Source organism: Agromyces sp. C10 (assembly GCF_023217995.1).
Lineage (GTDB): Bacteria > Actinomycetota > Actinomycetes > Actinomycetales > Microbacteriaceae > Agromyces > Agromyces indicus.
In genome coordinates, this window is sequence record NZ_JALPSX010000001.1 from 386,264 (window position 1) to 403,711 (window position 17,448).

The 17,448-nt window shown below is 73.0% G+C and carries 14 protein-coding genes and 2 tRNA genes; 13 read left to right on the plus strand and 3 right to left on the minus strand.

What is annotated here, in order from left to right; all coding sequences use genetic code 11:
* Positions 1 to 63: 63 nt before the first annotated feature.
* The 5 genes from M1L56_RS01940 to M1L56_RS01960 all read left to right on the plus strand — a co-directional run bounded on the left by M1L56_RS01940 (position 64) and on the right by M1L56_RS01960 (position 5,743).
* On the plus strand, positions 64 to 738 hold the full coding sequence (locus M1L56_RS01940; protein WP_248597929.1) for an amidase domain-containing protein: 675 nt from the start codon (positions 64 to 66) through the stop codon (positions 736 to 738).
* Positions 738 to 1,556, plus strand: coding sequence for a M15 family metallopeptidase (locus M1L56_RS01945; RefSeq protein WP_248597930.1), 819 nt, complete (start codon positions 738 to 740; stop codon positions 1,554 to 1,556). The genes M1L56_RS01940 and M1L56_RS01945 overlap by 1 nt, the downstream gene beginning before the upstream one ends.
* A gap of 100 nt (positions 1,557 to 1,656) precedes the next feature.
* On the plus strand, positions 1,657 to 2,091 hold the full coding sequence (locus M1L56_RS01950; protein ID WP_248597931.1) for a hypothetical protein: 435 nt from the start codon (positions 1,657 to 1,659) through the stop codon (positions 2,089 to 2,091).
* A 170-nt stretch (positions 2,092 to 2,261) separates the two neighbouring features.
* Positions 2,262 to 4,433, plus strand: a complete 2,172-nt coding sequence (locus M1L56_RS01955; RefSeq protein ID WP_248597932.1) for a glycosyltransferase family 4 protein — start codon at positions 2,262 to 2,264, stop codon at positions 4,431 to 4,433.
* A complete protein-coding gene (locus M1L56_RS01960; protein WP_248597933.1) occupies positions 4,430 to 5,743 on the plus strand; it encodes a glycosyltransferase in 1,314 nt (437 codons plus the stop codon). Before M1L56_RS01955 ends, M1L56_RS01960 begins: the two co-directional genes overlap by 4 nt.
* Before the next feature lie 46 nt (positions 5,744 to 5,789).
* Here the strand turns inward: M1L56_RS01960 and pgm are convergent, their stop codons facing one another.
* The gene (gene pgm, locus M1L56_RS01965) at positions 5,790 to 7,424 is read right to left on the minus strand and encodes a phosphoglucomutase (alpha-D-glucose-1,6-bisphosphate-dependent) (RefSeq protein WP_248597934.1); all 1,635 of its coding nucleotides are present in this window, start codon (positions 7,422 to 7,424) and stop codon (positions 5,790 to 5,792) included.
* 148 nt (positions 7,425 to 7,572) lie between these two features.
* Positions 7,573 to 8,862 carry a DUF445 domain-containing protein gene (locus M1L56_RS01970; RefSeq protein ID WP_248597935.1) on the minus strand — a complete coding sequence of 430 codons (1,290 nt, stop codon included), beginning with the start codon at positions 8,860 to 8,862 and terminating at the stop codon, positions 7,573 to 7,575.
* A 123-nt stretch (positions 8,863 to 8,985) separates the two neighbouring features.
* Here M1L56_RS01970 and pheA point away from each other — a divergent pair, with 123 nt between their 5' ends.
* Positions 8,986 to 9,945 (plus strand): prephenate dehydratase, encoded by a 960-nt coding sequence (gene pheA, locus M1L56_RS01975; protein WP_067948200.1) that lies wholly within the window; start codon positions 8,986 to 8,988, stop codon positions 9,943 to 9,945.
* Between the two features lie 37 nt (positions 9,946 to 9,982).
* Here the strand turns inward: pheA and M1L56_RS01980 are convergent, their stop codons facing one another.
* Complete coding sequence (locus M1L56_RS01980) at positions 9,983 to 11,224, minus strand: diacylglycerol kinase family protein (RefSeq protein ID WP_082847124.1); 1,242 nt, start codon at positions 11,222 to 11,224, stop codon at positions 9,983 to 9,985.
* A 108-nt stretch (positions 11,225 to 11,332) separates the two neighbouring features.
* On the opposite strand from M1L56_RS01980, the gene serS reads away from it, so the two are divergent.
* The 7 genes from serS (at position 11,333) to M1L56_RS02015 (ending at position 17,329) form a co-directional block, all read left to right on the plus strand.
* Entirely contained in the window at positions 11,333 to 12,601 is a 1,269-nt protein-coding gene (serS, locus tag M1L56_RS01985; RefSeq protein WP_248597936.1) for a serine--tRNA ligase, read from the plus strand.
* 8 nt (positions 12,602 to 12,609) lie between these two features.
* A complete protein-coding gene (locus M1L56_RS01990; RefSeq protein ID WP_248597937.1) occupies positions 12,610 to 13,455 on the plus strand; it encodes an HAD family hydrolase in 846 nt (281 codons plus the stop codon).
* A gap of 34 nt (positions 13,456 to 13,489) precedes the next feature.
* Positions 13,490 to 14,974 (plus strand): LCP family protein, encoded by a 1,485-nt coding sequence (locus tag M1L56_RS16045; RefSeq protein WP_248597938.1) that lies wholly within the window; start codon positions 13,490 to 13,492, stop codon positions 14,972 to 14,974.
* A 140-nt stretch (positions 14,975 to 15,114) separates the two neighbouring features.
* Positions 15,115 to 15,199 (plus strand) — tRNA-Ser (locus tag M1L56_RS02000).
* Between the two features lie 55 nt (positions 15,200 to 15,254).
* The gene (locus M1L56_RS02005; RefSeq protein WP_248597939.1) at positions 15,255 to 16,559 is read left to right on the plus strand and encodes an LCP family protein; all 1,305 of its coding nucleotides are present in this window, start codon (positions 15,255 to 15,257) and stop codon (positions 16,557 to 16,559) included.
* Between the two features lie 86 nt (positions 16,560 to 16,645).
* Positions 16,646 to 16,734: transfer RNA gene (locus M1L56_RS02010), tRNA-Ser, on the plus strand.
* 136 nt (positions 16,735 to 16,870) lie between these two features.
* Positions 16,871 to 17,329, plus strand: coding sequence for a hypothetical protein (locus M1L56_RS02015; protein ID WP_067948211.1), 459 nt, complete (start codon positions 16,871 to 16,873; stop codon positions 17,327 to 17,329).
* The last annotated feature ends 119 nt before the right edge of the window (positions 17,330 to 17,448 follow it).

Sequence of the window (17,448 nt, forward strand, 5' to 3'; positions counted from 1 at the left end):
CACTCAGGCCCAGCGGATGCCGCTCCCGGCGTCCTCGGAGCCGGCGCGGTTAGCGTGGCCCGCGTGATCCGAACCCTCCTCGCCGCCGGCTTCGCCGCGGGACTCGCGCTGTGCGCGACCGGCTGCGCCGGCATCCCCCCGCTGCCGCCGCAGGCGACCTCGCCCGACGCCGCCGCCTCCGTGCCGCGCGCCGGCGTCGCGGGTTCGGGCGAGCGGTCGGACGTCGAGTCCGAGTACGTCGCGGACGAGACGTCGGACCCGGCCGTGCTGGCGCAGCTCGAGTACGTCCTCGCATACTGGTCGGATTACAACGACGAGGAGTGGGGCGTGCTCGAGGGCAACGACTGCGTGAATTTCGCCAGCCAGGCGCTGGTCGTCCGCGGCTGGGAGCAGGACGACGAGTGGTTCCACGGTGGTGACCCCTACGCGTCCAGCCCGACCTGGCGCAGCTCCACGGCGATGCACGAGTGGCTCTCGACCCGCCCCGACCTCGCGACGCCGCTCGACGACTCGGATCGGGCCGACGTGCAGCTCGGCGACCTCGTCCAGTTCGACTGGGACGACTCGGGGGACCGTGACCACACCGGCATCGTCACGCGCATCGAGCGCAACGACGACGGCGACGTGAAGGTCTACTTCGCCGGCCACACGCGCGACAGCGACTACCGCGACGTCGACGTGGCCATCACGGAGGAGCACCCCGGGGCCTCGGTCTACTACTGGCGCCTGGCCGGCTGATGTCGGAGGGAACCGGACCCAGCCCCGAGGTGCAGCGACGACGGCTCATCGTGGCGTCCGTGCTCAGCGTCGTCCTGATCATCGGCTCGTTCACCGCGCTCATCGCGACGGGCGCCGGGACGGCCGGTCGCGAGGCCGAGGGCGAGCCCGCGGCATCCGCCGAGGCGACGGTCGCCCCCGCGACCGAACGCCCCGCGCCCGCCGAGACCGCCACGCCGGAGCCGGTGGTGCCCGCGTTCGACAAGGGTGCGCACTCGATCGACGACCCCGCGAGCATCTGGGTCGTCGTCGACAAGCTGCGCCCGCTGCAGCCGCAGGACTACGAGCCGGCCGACCTCGTCGCCGTGCCCGTCGCCCACACCTGGGAGCCGCTGCTGCGCCAGGAGGCGGCCGACGCCGCCGTCGCCATGTTCGACGCCGCCGCGCAGGAGGCCGGTCTCGCGCTCGCCTCCAACAGCGCCTACCGCTCGTACGGCGCCCAGGAGAGCATCTACGCCGGCGACGACGACCTCACCGCACGCCCCGGCTTCAGCGAGCACCAGACCGGACTCGCCATCGACATCGGCCCCGAGTCGGGCGTGTGCTCGCTCGACGTGTGCTTCGCCGACACGCCCGAGGGGCAGTGGCTGCGCGACAACGCCCACCGGTTCGGGTTCATCCTGCGCTACCCGGCCGACAAGCAGGCGGTGACCGGGTACCAGTTCGAGCCGTGGCACTTCCGCTACGTCGGCACGGACCTCGCGGCCGAGATGCGGACCCAGGGCGTCACGACGCTCGAGGAGTTCTTCGGCCTCCCGCCGGCCCCCGAGTACGGCTGAGCGTTCACCCGGTTCCCAGCGAGTGCGAGGGATCCTCACACGGCACCGTGTTCTCATGGTCATGTCCCCCTTAATGCCGACATGAGAACCCCCGCCCACCGTGCCTCGTAAGATCCTCCTCCCCACGTTCCGCCGCTCGACCTTCCGCGCCCCCGATCCCGAGGCCGCCGCGCGCTTCGACCTCGCCCTGCCCGGGGCCAACGTCGACGACGACCGCCGACCCGCCGCCGAACTCGCCGAGCTCGACGACCTGCGGAGCCAGTCGATCGAGACGGCACTGCTCGAGCAGCGGCGACTCGTCGAGGAGCGCCTCGCCGCCGAGGCGGCCGAGGACCGCGCGGCGGCGGCGCGTCGTCACGGCCTCGCCGGCGAGGAGACGGCCACCGGAACGAGCGCACCGCGGCCGCAGGTCGCCCGGTCGTCGTTCGTCGCCGGGCCAGTGGGGGAGCGCCCGCGGCATCCGCGCCACCGCGCCGACCGCGTCGGCAACCGCCGCCCGACGAGCGGCCCCCGCCGCAGCGTCGTCGTCGGCTGACGCCCGAACCGCGTCCAGCGAACGACCCTCCGGCCCTCACCGCATTCCCAGCAAGCCGTAGCGAATCGTCAACCTCGCGACCATATGATCCGCGAGGGGGCGGCATTCCGGCGCCCGCACCGGTGTCACGCCGCGGAGCCCGCCCGCGCGTGCCGACGAGGGGACCACCGATGGGCGTTCAGACCGCACTCGACGCCGTCACGGGCGCGCCGGCCATCGTCGATGCGATGCGCCTCGCCGACGACCTCGCCTTCGAGGCGAGCCGCGATCCCGGACTCCGCACCGTGCGCGTGCTCGCGCAGGCCTTCCAGGGCGACGACGAGCTCACCGCGATCGCGGCGACGCACGCGCTCGCCGGGGTCTTCGACGCGGGGGCGGCGAAGCTGCTCGTGCGCCTGCTGTCCGACGAGCGCGCGTTCCTCCGAGAGCACGCCGCGTGGGCGCTCGCATCAGGTCTGCCGCGGGCCGACGCGATGGGCGCGCTGCTCCGCCTCGTGACGGACGGCGGCTTCACGGGCATGCTCGCGCAGCGCACGCTCGAGCAGTGGGCCGAGTCGAACGCCGAGCCGCTCGTCGTCGGCGTCGAGGGCGCCCTCCTCGGGGTTCGCGAGCCCGCAGCCCGCGCCCGGCTCGTCGAGACGCTCGGCCTCGTCCGCGACCCGATCGCGACGGCTGCGCTCGTCCGGGTGGCGACGGATGCCGCCGAGCCCGAGCCCGTCCGCGTGGCCGCGATCGCCGCGCTCGGCGACCGCCCCGCGAGCCCCGAGCCGCTCGCCGAGCTCGAGCGCCTCGCGGACGGCGACGGGCTCCTGGCGGACGTGGCCCGCCTCGCGCTGGCGGACCTCGCCCCACCCGCGCCCGACGCGGCGACCCGGGCGGCCGGCTCCGGCATCACGGTCGCGCAGCTCTTCCTGCACGCGGACATCGACCCCGGGCTCAGCGCGGCGGGGGCGGGCGACAACGGGGGCATCGCCACGCTGCTGGTCCGGCTCGGCGATGCGCTCGCGGCGTCGCCGGACGCGGGGATCCGGCGCGTGCTCACCCTCTCGCGCGGATCGGCACGGCAGGCGGTCGTCGACCTCGACGCCCTCCGCGAGGACGCCGCCGGCCACGTGTACGGCCGCATCCCGCTGCTGCACGACCCGGTGCCGTCCGCGGCGGCGTGGCCGCTCCGGGTCCCGGCCCAGCGAGCGATCCGTCGCGTGCTCCGGTCGGCCGGGCGCGTGGACGCGCTGCACCTCCGGATGGCCGACGTCGGGACGCTCGCCGCCGTCGAGGCCGCCCGCGAGCTCGGCATCCCCGTGGTGTTCTCGCTCGCGCCCGACCCCCACGGGGTCATCGAGTCCCTCGACCACGCCGGCCGCCTCACGCGCGAGAACTTCGGGCGCACCGACCTCGCCGAGCACTTCTGGTTCCGCGCGCGGCTCGTGCAGCGCGTCGCGGCGAACGCCGCCCACACGGTGCTGTTCCCGCGGCCGCGACTCGAGGAGGACCTGCTCCGGCTCGTCGGCGTCGACCTGACCGCGCATGCCGAACGGCACACGATCGTGCCCGAGGGCGTCGACTTCGCGACGATCGAGGGGGCCGTGGCCGAGGCGGTCGGTCACGCCGACGGCGGTGCGCCGACGCCGGCGATCGCCGAGCTCCGCGACCTCGTCGCCGACCTCGCCCCGGAGCGCCGCGGACTCCCGCTCGTCATCAGCGTCGGGCGGCTCCACCGCGTGAAGGGCATGGCGGTGCTCGTCGAGGCGTGGGCCGGCAGCGGGCTCGCGTCGCGAGCGAACCTGCTCATCGTGGGCGGCGACCTGCGGCATCCGTCACCCGACGAGCGCGAGCAGCTCGACCGCATCGACGCCTGCGTGCCGCCGGCCGATCGCGCCGCCGCCGGACTGATCCTCGCGGGCCACCGGCCGAACGGCGTCACCGCCCGCTGGATGGCGGCCGCACGGCTCGGCCTGCCGGACCTCGCCGCGCCCGGCGGAGTGTATGCCTGCGCGAGCATGAAGGAGGAGTTCGGTCTCGCGATCCTCGAGGCGATGGCGACCGGCCTCTTCGTCGTCGCCCCCGACGGCGGGGGACCGGCGACGTACGTCGACGACGGCGTCACCGGCATCCTCACCGCGACGTCCGAACCGGACCGCCTCCGCGCGGCGCTCTCCGCGGCGCTCGACACGGCCGGCGGCGAAGCGGCGGCAGGCGACGACTCGCGAGCCGACCTGTCCCGGGCGACGGTGCGGGCCGAGTTCACCATCGAGCGGATGTCGCAGGCGCTCGCCGGCGTCTACGACGGCGTCGCCCGGGCCGAGGCCGAACTGCTCCGCCGCGCCGAGGCGGTCGCATGACGCTCCTCGTGATCAGTCCCGACTACGCCTCGCACCTGCTGCCGCTCGCCACGCTCGCCACCGCGTGGCGCGACCGGGGCGAGCGCGTCGTCGTCGCGACCGGGCCGGCCACGGCCGCCATCGTCGAGGAGTTCGGGCTCGAGCGGGCCGACCTGCGGCTGGGTCGCGGCAGCAACCCGGGCGTCATCGCCGCCGACGAGCAGCCCGTCGACGAGGGCGAGTCGCTGCGCGGCTTCTTCGCCGCGACCCGGGAAGGGGCCGTGCCGACCCTCGCGTACCAGGCCGCGGAACGGCTCACCGACCTCATGTGGCGGCCCGTCGAGGCGGCCCGTGCCGTGCGCCGCATCGTCGACGAGGTGCGTCCCGACCACGTGATCGTCGATCACCTGGCCTTCAGTGCTCGGCTCGGGCTGCAGACCGGGGGCGTTCCGCACGGCGACGTCGTGCTCGGCCACCCGACCGCCCTGCCCGTCGGCGACGAGGTGTACGGGTATCCGCCGGGGTGGCCGTCCGCCTTCCGTCCCGAGCCCGCCGAGCTCGCGGGCCTGCGGGAGCTCTGCGAGCGGGTCTCGGCGCGCTTCACCGCCGAGTGGAACGCCGCCGCACGCGAGCTCGCCCCGTCGCACCCGCCGACGGCCGACGCGTTCGCCGAGCACGGGCCCCTCGTGCTGTACAACTCGCCGGTCGAGCTGGCCGACGACGACCGACGGAACCTCCTGCCGCCGCACCGGTTCCTCGGCTCCGCCCGGCGGATCGAGCGGGTCGACGACGACATCGAGCGGTGGATCGCCGGAGCCGGGCCGTTCGTCTACGTGAGCTTCGGCAGCTTCCTCTCCGTGCGCGGCGACGTGCTGCGCCGGGTCGTCGAGGCGCTCCGCAAGCTCGGGCTGCGGGCGGCCGTGGCCACCGGGTCGACGGATGCCGCGGAGCTCGGCGACCTCCCGGCCGACTGGCTGGTGCGCCGCTACCTGCCGCAGGTGCGCCTGCTGGACGACGCCGCGGCGGCCGTCACGCACGGCGGGAACAACTCGGTGACCGAGGCGATCGGCGCCGGGGTGCCGCTCGTCGTGCTGCCGTTCTCGACCGACCAGTTCGCGGGTGCCGCGTCGATCGAGCGTGCCGGGTTCGGGGTCGCGATCGACCCGAACGCGGCATCCGTCGACGACCTCGCCGTCGCGCTGCGCCGCGTGCTCGAGCTCGACCCCGCGGCGCGGTCGCGTCTGGACGACGCCGCGGCGCGCCAGGCCGAGCGGCCCGGACCCGAGCTCGCGTACGAGGCGCTCGTCGAGGGCGCGCGCTCGGCCGCCTGAGGCGACCGGGTCGGCGCCCCGTCGGCCGGCGTCGAGGGCGCGCGCGTCAGCCCGCGGACTGCAGCGCCGCGTCGACGATCCGCTTCGCCTCGGCCTGCACCTCGGCCAGGTGCTCCGGTCCGCGGAACGACTCGGCGTAGATCTTGTACACGTCCTCCGTGCCGCTCGGGCGGGCCGCGAACCACGCGTGCTCGGTCGCGACCTTCACGCCGCCGACCGCCGCGCCGTTGCCCGGCGCCGACGAGAGCTTCGCGACGATCGGCTCGCCCGCGAGCTCGGTTGCCGAGATGGCGTCGCCGTCGAGCTTGCCGAGCGCGGCCTTCTGCGCAGCGGATGCCGCGGCATCCGTTCGCTCGTAGGCCGGGTCGCCGAACCGCTCGACGAGCTCGGCGTACAGCTGCGAGGGGCTCTTGCCCGTGACCGCGCGGATCTCGGACGCGAGCAGGCACAGCAGGATGCCGTCCTTGTCGGTGGTCCACACCGTGCCGTCCTTGCGGAGGAACGAGGCGCCCGCGCTCTCCTCGCCGCCGAAGGCGACCGAGCCGTCGAGGAGGCCCGGCACGAACCACTTGAACCCGACGGGCACCTCGACGAGCTTCCGGCCGAGCGCCTCGGCGACCCGGTCGATCATCGAGCTCGAGACGAGGGTCTTCCCGATCGCGGCATCCGCCGGCCAGCCGGGACGGTGCGTGTAGAGGTACTCGATCGCGACCGAGAGGTAGTGGTTCGGGTTCATGAGGCCGCCGTCGGGCGTGACGATGCCGTGCCGGTCGGCGTCGGCGTCGTTGCCGGTGAGGATGTCGAAGCGGTCGCGGTTGGCCAGCACCGACGCCATCGCGTTCGGGCTGGAGGGGTCCATGCGGATCTTGCCGTCCCAGTCGAGCGTCATGAACGACCAGCGCGTGTCGACCTTCTCGTTCACGACCTCGAGGTCGATGCCGTACCGGTCGCGGATGGCGCCCCAATAGCCCACCGACGCACCGCCGAGCGGGTCGGCGCCGATGCGGATGCCGCTCGCCCTGATCGCGTCGAAGTCGATGATCTGCGCCAGGTCCTCGACGTAGTTGCCGCGGAAGTCGTAGGTCTCGACGGCGCTCGGCTCGGCCTGGTTCACCTCGCGGAGCGAGCCGGCGATGAGCTCGTTGGCGCGGTCGGCGATCCACTTCGTGGCATCCGAGTCGGCCGGGCCGCCGTGCGGCGGGTTGTACTTGATGCCGCCGTCCTGGGGCGGGTTGTGGCTCGGCGTGATGACGATGCCGTCGGCCTCGCCCTCGGCGCGCCTGGCGGGGTCGTTGTTCCACTTGAGGATCGCGTGGCTGAGCGCCGGGGTGGGGACGTAGTCGTCGAACTCGTCGGCGAGCACGCGCACGCCGTTGGCGACGAGCACGTCGAGCGCCGTGGTCTGGGCGGGACCGCTCAGCGCGTGCGTGTCGGCGCCGATGAACAGCGGGCCGGTGATGCCCTGGCTGTTCCGGTAATCGACGACGGCCTGCGTGATCGCGAGGATGTGGTCCTCGTTGAAGGCGGTGTTGAGGCTCGACCCGCGGTGCCCCGAGGTGCCGAACACGACGCGCTGCTCCGGGATCGAGACATCCGGATGGCGGTCGTAGTACGCCCTGAGCAGGGCCTCCACGTCGATCAGGTCGGATTCGGTCGCCGGAGTTCCCGCTCGCTCGTGCATGCCCCCATCCTGCCGCGCCCTCCGGATCGGCGACACCCCTTGCGCCTCCCTCGCACTCTTCTCAGGAGCGGCGCGACGGAACCGAACGTTTCTCAGGACGACACGCCGGCGCCACGCGCCGCCGGACGCAGGACTCCTGAGAAGGGGCTCACGCGAGGGACTGGACGGTGGTCGCGATCGCGTGGATCGTGAGGCCCGCGAGCGCCCCCACGACGGTGCCGTTGATGCGGATGACCTGCAGGTCGCGCCCCACCTGCAGCTCGAGCTTCTCGGTCGTCTCCGTGGGGTCCCACCGCTCGACGGTCTCGGTGATGAGCCCCGCGATCTCGTGACGGCTGCGGCCGACGACGTAGGTCGCGGCATCCGTCACCCACGCGTCGACCTTCGCCGCGAGCGCCGCATCCGTCGCGAGTCGCGTGCCGAGCTCGGTGAGCGCCCGGCGAGCCCGGCGCCGCAGGTCGCTGTCGGGGTCGTCGAGCGCGGCGGTCACCGTCTCCTTGATCGACGACCACGCCTCGCCCGCGAACTCGCGCAGCCGCGGGCTGTCGGCGAGGTCGTGCTTCAGCTGCTCGACGCGCGCGATGACGGCCGGGTCGTGCTGCAGGTCGTGCGCGAGTTCGGCGAGCCACTCGTCGATGGCGAGGCGCAGCGGATGCCGCGGGTCCTCCCGCACCCCGGCCACGAACCCGACGATCTCGCGGTGGGCCCGGTCGTCGACGACGCGGCCGACGAAGCCCGGCATCCAGCGGGGGAGCCGCTCGGACACCATGTTCCCGAACGCCTCCGGGTGCTCGGCGAGCCAGGCCTCGGCGCGTTCGAACACCGCGTCGACCGCGGCGCGCTGCTGGTCGGCCTCGACGAGTCGCGCGCCGACCCGGCCGATCGCTGGTCCCCACTCGGGTTCGAGCAGGTGCCGCCGGGCGAGCTGCTCGAGCACCTCGGCGACGTCGTCGTCGGAGAGCAGGGTGAGCACGCCGCGCCCGGCGACGGATGCCTCGGTGACGACCCGTTCCGCGTTGGTGGGCTCGCGCAGCCACTCGCCCGCGCGCCGGGCGAGCCCCATGCGCTGCAGCTTGTCGCGCACGACGTCGTCGCGCAGGAACTCGTCCTGCACGAACGCGCCGAGCGCCGCGCCGATCTCGTCCTTGCGGTTGGGGATGATCGCGGTGTGCGGAATCCGCAGGCCCATGGGGTGGCGGAAGATCGCGGTGACCGCGAACCAGTCGGCGAGCGCGCCCACCATCGCGCCCTCCGCGGCGGCGCGCACGTAGCCCAGCCAAGGCACGGAGTCCTGCAGCGCGAACGCGAACGCGAACACCACCGCGGCCACGAGCAGCAGGCTCGTCGCGAGCCGCTTCATGCGCACGAGGGCGTCGAGCCGCTCGGCGTCGCTCGGCAGCGTGCGACGCCGCGTGGCGGCATCCGTCGTCTCGGTCATCGCTGCACCATCCCTTTCTCAGGAGTGTTCGCCGCATCTGCCGCTTTCTCAGGAGAACACGCCGCACCCTGCACCGACCCGCCGAAGAACTCCTGAGAAAGGCGTGCGCCGTAGGCTGGGCGCATGACGGATGCCGCGACGCCACGACCCGACGAGACGTACTCGTACCTGGGCCCGGCCGGCACCTTCACCGAGGCCGCGCTCAAGCAGGTGCCCGAAGCCGCCGGCAAGCACTGGCGCAGCGTCAACAACGTCGGGGAGGCGCTCGCCGACGTGCTCGCCGGGCGCTCGACCGCCGCGATGATCGCGATCGAGAACTCCGTCGACGGCGGCGTGACCGCCACGCAGGACGCGCTCGCGACCGTCCCGGGCCTGCGCATCGTCGGCGAGTACCTCGTGCCGGTCAACTTCGTGCTCGTCGCGCGCCCCGGCACGCGGCTCGACGAGGTCCGCGTCGTCAACGCGCACCCGGTCGCGTACGCGCAGTCGCGGGGCTGGCTCGAGCGCCACCTGCCCGAGCACGGCCACATCCCGGCGACGAGCAACGTGCAGGCCGCGGCATCCCTCTTCGAGAACGGCCTGGCGGATGCCGCGGTCGCCCCTCCCGGCATCGTCGACCACCTCGACGTCGACGTGCTCGCCGAGTCGATCGGCGACAACCCGAACGCGATGACGCGGTTCGTGCTCGTGAGCCGGTCGCGTCGGATCGCCCCGCGCACGGGCGCCGACAAGACGAGCCTCATCGTCGAGCTGCCGGATGACGAGCCCGGGTCGCTGCTGGCCATGCTCGAGCAGTTCTCGACGCGGGGCGTGAACCTGTCATTGCTGCAGTCCCGCCCGATCGGCGACGAGATGGGCCGGTACCGGTTCGTCGTCGACCTCGAGGGCCACGTGGAGGACGAGCGGGTCGCCGACGCGCTGCTCGGCCTCCGCCGCTTCAGCCCGAAGGTCATCTTCCTCGGCTCGTACGCCCGCGCCGACCGGCGCGAGGCGCAATACCACTCCAAGTACGAGGACGACATCTTCATCGAGGCGCGCGACTGGCTGCGCGGCATCCTGAGCGGCGAGCCCGAGGAGGACTGACGCGTGCGATCCCGCGGCCGCGCCGGCTGAGCGGGGTCTACCGCTCGGCGTCGTCCCGCTCGGACGCCGCCACGTCGGCGGCGGCGATCTCCGCGGTCGAGATCTCGCCGGACACGGGCTGGGTCGCGACCGCCTCCTCGGCGGCGGCCTCGGCCGCCTCGAGCTCCGCCTCGTCGAGTTCGCTGTCGAGTTCCTCGTCGGCCGGCGGTTCACCTGCGGCCGCCTTCTCGGTCGCGCGTTCCGTGGCCTCCTCGGACGCCCGCTCGGCGGTCTGCTCGGCGACGCGGACGACGAGCGCCTTCGGGTCGATCGCGAAGCGGGCGGCGGTGATCTGCCCCATCTCCTCGCCGTCGATCTCGAACTCCTGCGCCTCGCCGTCGATCACGATGTCGACCGTGCGGCCGCTGGCGTACACCACCTCGCGGCGCTTGTTGCCGCCGGTCAGGTCGATGAGCTGACGGCCGAGCGCGGTCTTGCGCAGCACCCGGTTCTCCCACGCGACCTTCCGCCACACCATGAGCCAGCCCCACACGTTCCGCGGCTGCAGGCGGACGACGTCGAGCCGGCCGTCGTCGATGGCCGCCTCGGGGATGAGCTCGATGTTGCCGGGGAGGTACCCCAGGTTGGCGATGAGCACGCTGGCCACGCGCGACCGGTGCGTGCGGCCGTCGTCCATGCGGTGGGCCACGCGGAAGGGCGCCGAGTTCGGGATGGCGCGGATGCCCGCGTCGACGTAGGCGAGCCAGCCGACGCGCTTCTTCAGGTCGGGGTCGGTGTTGGCGATCATGGCGGCGTCGAACCCGATGCCGCTCATGACGAGCGAGACCTCGGTGTGCGTGGTGCCGTCGGGGCGCCGCACGCGTGCGCGGAGGACGTCGACGGCGCGGTCGACGCCCGTGAACGCGAGCGCGGTCGCGGCGGGGATGTCGTTCACCGGGATGTCGAGGTTGCGGGCGAAGAGGTTGCCGGTCCCGAGCGGGATCAGTCCGACCGGGATGCCCGAGTCCTCGAGGCCCTCGACCGCCGCGCGGACCGTGCCGTCGCCGCCGGCGGCGATGACGAGGTCGACGCCCTCCTCGACGGCCTTCCGCGCCTGCCCGGTGCCCGGGTCCTCCGGTGTCGTCTCGAGCCACAGGGTGGGGCCGAAGCCGTGCTCCCGCTCGACCTCGGTCACCACGGTGCGGAGTTCCTCCACGCCCTCCTTGATCGGGTTGAAGATCACCGCGGCGCGCTTGCTGCCGCCCGCGGCATCCGTCACCTGTTCGTCGCCAGCCCTCATGGGTTGAATCTAGGGCATGGTCGCCGCGAGCGAGCCGTGCGGCCGTCTTCGCGCCGGGGGCTTGACCGCGCGGGGGTGCCGCCGGATGCCGCGACTACACTTGCACGGGTGATCGACCCGCTGCTGCTCCGCGAGAACCCAGACCTGGTCAAGCGCTCGCAGGAGGCGCGCGGCGAGTCTGCCGCCCTCGTCGACGAGGCGGTGGCCGCGGATGCCGCGCGCCGCGCCGCCATCGCGTCGTTCGAGACCCTCCGCGCCGAGCAGAACGCGTTCGGCAAGCAGGTCGCGAAGGCGCCGAAGGAGGAGAAGGCCGCCCTGGTCGCGCAGGCGCAGGAGCTCGCGGCGAAGGTCAAACAGGCCAACGCCGACGCGAGCGCCGCCGAGGAGGCCTTCGGCGCGGCCGTCCAGCGCATCGGCAACGTCGTCATCGAGGGCGTGCCGGCCGGCGGCGAAGAGGACTTCGACATCCTGCGCGAGGTGGGCGAGATCCCCGCGTTCGGCTTCGAGCCGCGCGACCACCTCGAGATCGGCGAGCTGCTCGACGGCATCGACATGGCCCGCGGCGCCAAGGTGTCGGGTGCGCGCTTCCACTTCCTCAAGGGCGTGGGTGCCCGCCTGCAGCTCGGGCTCATGAACATGGGACTCGACAAGGCGATCGCGAACGGCTTCACGCCGCTCATCACGCCCACGCTCGTCCGGCCCGAGATCATGCAGGGCACCGGCTTCCTCGGCGCGCACGCCGAGGAGGTCTACCACCTGCCGGCCGACGACCTCTACCTCACGGGCACGAGCGAGGTCGCGCTCGCCGGGTACCACGCCGACGAGATCCTCGACCTGTCGAACGGCCCCATCCGCTACGCCGGCTGGTCGACCTGCTACCGCCGCGAGGCGGGCAGCCACGGCAAGGACACGCGCGGCATCATCCGCGTGCACCAGTTCGACAAGCTCGAGATGTTCTCGTACGTCGACCCGGCCGACGCCGAGGTCGAGCACGAGCGGCTCCTCGGATGGCAGGAGGAGATGCTGCAGGCGCTCGGCCTGGCGTACCGCGTGATCGACGTCGCCGCGGGCGACCTCGGCTCGAGCGCGGCGCGCAAGTTCGACGTCGAGGCGTGGGTGCCGACGCAGCAGGCGTACCGCGAGCTCACCTCCACGTCGAACTGCACGACGTTCCAGGCCCGGCGCCTCGACATCCGCCACCGCACCGAGAGCGGGAAGACGGCGCCGGTCGCGACCCTCAACGGCACGCTCGCCACGACCCGGTGGATCGTCGCGATCCTCGAGACGCACCAGCAGGAGGACGGCTCGGTCGTCGTGCCCGAGGCCCTCCGCAGCTACCTCGGCGGCCTCGAGGTGCTCCGCCCCGTCGAGCGATGAGCGAGCGGATGCCGCGCAGCGCGGCTCGACGGGACGCCCCCGCCCCCGCGACCGAGGCCGACCGCTGGTTCGTGGCGCTCGACGTCGACGGCACGATCATGCATGAGGACGAGTCGATCGACGCGCGCGTGGCCGACGCCGTGGCATCCGCCGTCGCCCGCGGCCACCGCGTCACCCTCGCGACCGGCCGCTCCTGGTCGACCACGAGGCCCGTGCTCGAGCACCTCGAGCTCGACCCCGAGTACGTGGTGTGCGCGAACGGCGCCATGACCATGCGGCGCGACCCCTCGTCGCCCGACGGCTGGGTGCAGGCGCACGTCGAGACGTTCGACGCCACGCCGGTGCTGCGGCAGATCCGCGAGGTCCTGCCGAGCGGCCGCTTCCTCGTCGAGCTGGCCGACGGCTACCGGCTCTTCACCGAGGGCATGACCGACTGGAACCTCGAGCGTGCCCGCAAGGTCGAGTTCGACGAACTGCTCGGGCAGCCCGCCATCCGCGTCGTCGCGACGTCGATCGACCACGAGCTCGACGAGTTCTTCGCGATCGTCGACGAGATGGGCCTCAACCACGTCAGCTACGCCGTCGGCTGGACGGCCTGGCTCGACATCGCCCCCGACGGCGTGAACAAGGCGACGGCGCTCGAACGCGTGCGCGGCTGGCTCGACGTGCCCCTGCGCCGGGTCATCGCGGTCGGCGACGGACGCAACGACATCGAGATGTTCCACTGGGCGAAGGCGGCGGGTCGCGCCGTCGCCATGGGGCAGGCGACCGGCGAGGTGCTGGCGGCCGCGAGCGAGGCGACCGGCACGATCGACGACGCGGGACTCGCGGCGGTTCTCGACTCCCTGCCCTGACGGCCGTGCCGCCCCGCCGCGAGTAGGATCGACGGTGGGGGACACGCGAATGGGCGATGAGGATCCGGGTCCGCGTGATGCGGAGCGCGACGGGGCGGCGCCGGCGACGGACGGCGACGCGGGCACGGATGCGCCCGAGACCGATGCGCCCACGAGCGATGCGCCGATCGACGCTGCGCCCGCGGCCGATGCGCCCGCCGGTGATGGGCTGATCGACACGCCCGTGCCGCCCGCGCCCTCGCGGACGCACACGGGCACCCCGGTGCTCGGCGAGGCCGACGTGCCGCCGGCCCGTCACGGGCGTCTCACCCGTCGTTCGACGGTGCGCACGGTCGCGAAGGTGGTCGGCGCCGCGGTCGCCGTGGTCGCCGTGAGCGCGACGGCGGTGGGCGCGTACGCCGTCGGCAACCTGGTGCGCGGCGTGCAGCCCGGCGTCGTGTTCGAGAGCGAGGAGATCCTCGCCGACGTGCCTGACATCGGCGCGATGGAGGGCGGCCTCAACTTCCTCCTCGTCGGCAGCGACAAGCGACCCGCCGACGGGTCGTTCGGCGACCCCGAGATCGACTCGGCCGAGCTGAACGACGTCACGATGCTGCTGCACATCTCCCAGGACCACTCCCACGTCGAGGTGGTGAGCTTCCCGCGCGACATGCTGGTCGACGTGCCCGAGTGCACCGACCCGGCCGACGCCTCGAGCACGCTTCCGCCGGGCTACGACGTGAAGCTCAACCAGGTGCTCTCCTGGGGCGGCCTGCCCTGCGTGGCGAAGACCATCGAGCAGCTCACCGGCATCACCATCCCCGTCGGCGGCATCGTGCAGTTCAAGGGCGTGGCGGCGCTGTCCGAGGCGGTCGGCGGCGTCGAGGTGTGCCTCGTCGACCCGATCGACGACCCGCGCTCCGGGCTGAAGCTCGACGCCGGGCGCCACAAGATCTCCGGCTACGACGCGCTCGCCTTCCTCCGCACCCGCCACGGCGTCGGCGACGGCAGCGACCTCGGCCGCATCTCGGTGCAGCAGACCTTCCTGGCGTCGCTGGCGCGGACCCTGCAGTCGAGCGGCACGCTTCGGGATCCGGTCAAGCTCTACGGGATCGCGCAGGCCGTCCTGCAGAACATGACGCTGTCGACGTCCCTGCAGGATCCGGGCCGGCTCATCTCGGTCGCGCGCACGCTCGCCGACGTCGACCTCGAGAAGATCGCCTTCATCCAGTACCCGACCGCCTACACGTGGGACTTCTCGGCCGTCGAGCCGACGTCGTCCGCCGACATCGTGAACCGGGCGCTGCAGCAGGACGAACCCGTGGTGTTCGACCCGAACGCCACGAGCGAGGCGTCGTACGGCACGGCCGACCCGAACGCGCCGCCGACGGATGCCGCGAACCAGCCGCCCGCATCGGACCCCGTCGACACGCCCGTGCCCACGGTTCCCGCGACCGTGCCCGCCGCGGAGCAGCTGCCGCAGGACGTGACCGGCCTCACCGCGGCCGAGGAGCGCTGCGCCACGGCGAATCCCGGCTGATCCGACCGGATCGGCGCGGCGCGCCATCCGTTTCAGCGCTCCCACAGGCACGCCGTGGCAGGCTTTCGGAAGTGCGCGTCGGCTAGAATCGGGGCCTGTCCGCCACTCGGCACCGCCCAGCCGGCGCCGATGCGCGGCGAGGAGGGCTGTCCGAGCGGCCGATGGAGCCGGTCTTGAAAACCGGTGGGCAGCAATGCCTCGTGGGTTCGAATCCCACGCCCTCCGCACCACAAGACCCTGATCAGCAACGACTTCGACGAGCCGAGAGGAGATCCCCGGAGTGAGCCGCCAGCGAACCACTCGTGGCGCCGACGACGCGCCGGCGATCGCCCGTCACGGCCGTCTTCGCCGTCACGGCGTCTGGGGCACGGTCGCGAAGGCGACCGCCTCGGTGCTCGCCGTCGTCCTCGCGTCGGGCACGGCCGTCGCCGCGTACGCCGCGTTCGACCTCGCCGCGACCGCCAAGCCGACGATCGAGCTCGGCAACGAGTCGGCGCTCGACGGCATCCCCGACGTCGGCGCCATCGAGGGCGGCGTGAACCTGCTCATCATCGGCAGCGACAGCCGCGAGGGCCAGGGCGACGGGTTCGGCGACCCCGACCTCGAGACGAGCGTGCTCAACGACGTCAACCTGCTGCTCCACATCTCGCAGGACCACACGCACGCGTCCGTCGTGAGCTTCCCGCGCGACATGCTCGTCGACGTGCCCGCGGGCTGCACCGACCCCGAGACGGGCGAGGAACTCTGGGAGCAGTACGGCGTCAAGCTGAACTCGGTGCTCGACTACGGCGGGATGCCGTGCGTGGTGAAGACCGTCGAGAACCTGACCGGCGTCACGGTGCCGTTCGCGGGCATCGTGCAGTTCATGGGTGCGGCGGCCATCTCGGAGGCCGTCGGCGGTGTCGAGGTGTGCGTGGCCGAGCCCATCGAGGACGAGCACACCGACCTCTACCTCACTGCCGGCTCGCACGAGCTGAAGGGCCTGCAGGCGCTGCAGTTCCTCCGCACGCGCTACGGCGTCGGCGACGGGTCCGACCTCGGCCGCATCTCCAACCAGCAGGTCTTCATGTCGGCGCTCGCCCGTGAGCTGCAGTCGAACGGCACGCTCACCGATCCGACGAAGATGTACTCGATCGCCAAGGCGGCGCTCGACAACATGCAGCTGTCCAACTCACTCGCCGACCCGACCAAGATGGTCTCGATCGCCAAGGCGGCGAAGGACATCGACCTCGCCAAGATCGCGTTCGTGCAGTACCCGACCGCGTACTCCGAGGACTGGAGCGCGGTGATGCCGACCGACTCGGCGGAGGCGGTCAACCTCGCGCTCCAGCAGGACGTGCCGATCGTGCTCGACCCGACGGCGCTCGAGGACAACTCGTACGCGTCGGTCGGCGACCCGAACGCGCCCGCGCCCGAGGCTGCGCCCGAGACGGCGACCGAGACCGGCGACGCGGAGACAGGCGAGACGGGCGAGACCGGCGAGGCCGCGCCCGCGCCCACCGAGCAGGCCCTGCCCTCCGACGTCACCGGCCAGACCGCCGCCGAGACGCGTTGCTCGGCCGGTCGCACGCTCGCCGACCAGTAGGCCGCCACGCGGCATCCGTGCCCGAATCGCCATCGCAGCGGATGCCGGTTATGATGGCAGTCGCGTGCGCCTCCGGGTTCGCGCATGGAGACGTCGCATAGTCCGGTCGAGTGCACCACCCTGCTAAGGTGGAGTCCCCGTAAGGGGACCGCGGGTTCAAATCCCGCCGTCTCCGCTCGATGAGAGGCCGCCCCGAGGGGCGGCCTTCGTCGTATCCGCCATGGGTCGGGGCCGTCGGGCGCAACCCCCCGGGCCCTGTCGGCGCCGCTGAGTAGACTCCATCTGTTTCACGAGAACACGGAGGAATACGCATGCGACGCATCGCCATGCCTGCCGCACTGGTCTTCGCCGGTGCCCTTGCCCTGTCGGGCTGCGCAGCCGAGGGCGGCGGAGACACCGCCGGCTCGAGCGGCGACACCTGCACCACGGTCGCGAGCGAGGTGCGCGACGTCTCGAACGGCGTGCAGAACACGCTCGCGTCCGCGTCGTCGACCGACGAGATCGAGTCCTACCTGAGCGACGCGCAGTCGCGGGTCGACGCCGCCGCCGAGGAGGCGGGCGACGACGACGACCTGAAGTCCGCGGTCGAGGACTTCAAGAGCGAGCTCGACGCGGTCGGCGAGTACGCCGGCGGCCTCACGGAGGCGCCGACCGAGGACGACCCGTCGGTCACCGCGATCGAGCAGGACCCGGAGGAGCTCGCCGAGCGCCAGACCGCCGTCCAGGAGGCGGCCGGCGAGGTCACGGCCGTCTGCGGCGAGGACCGCTAGCCGGTCCGCGAACCACGACCGGCGCGGGCCGGGTGCGATACCGCATCGACACCCGGCCCGCGCCGTCTCGTCGTCTCGGCGCACCTCGGACCGGACCATCCGGTTCGGGGGCCGTACGA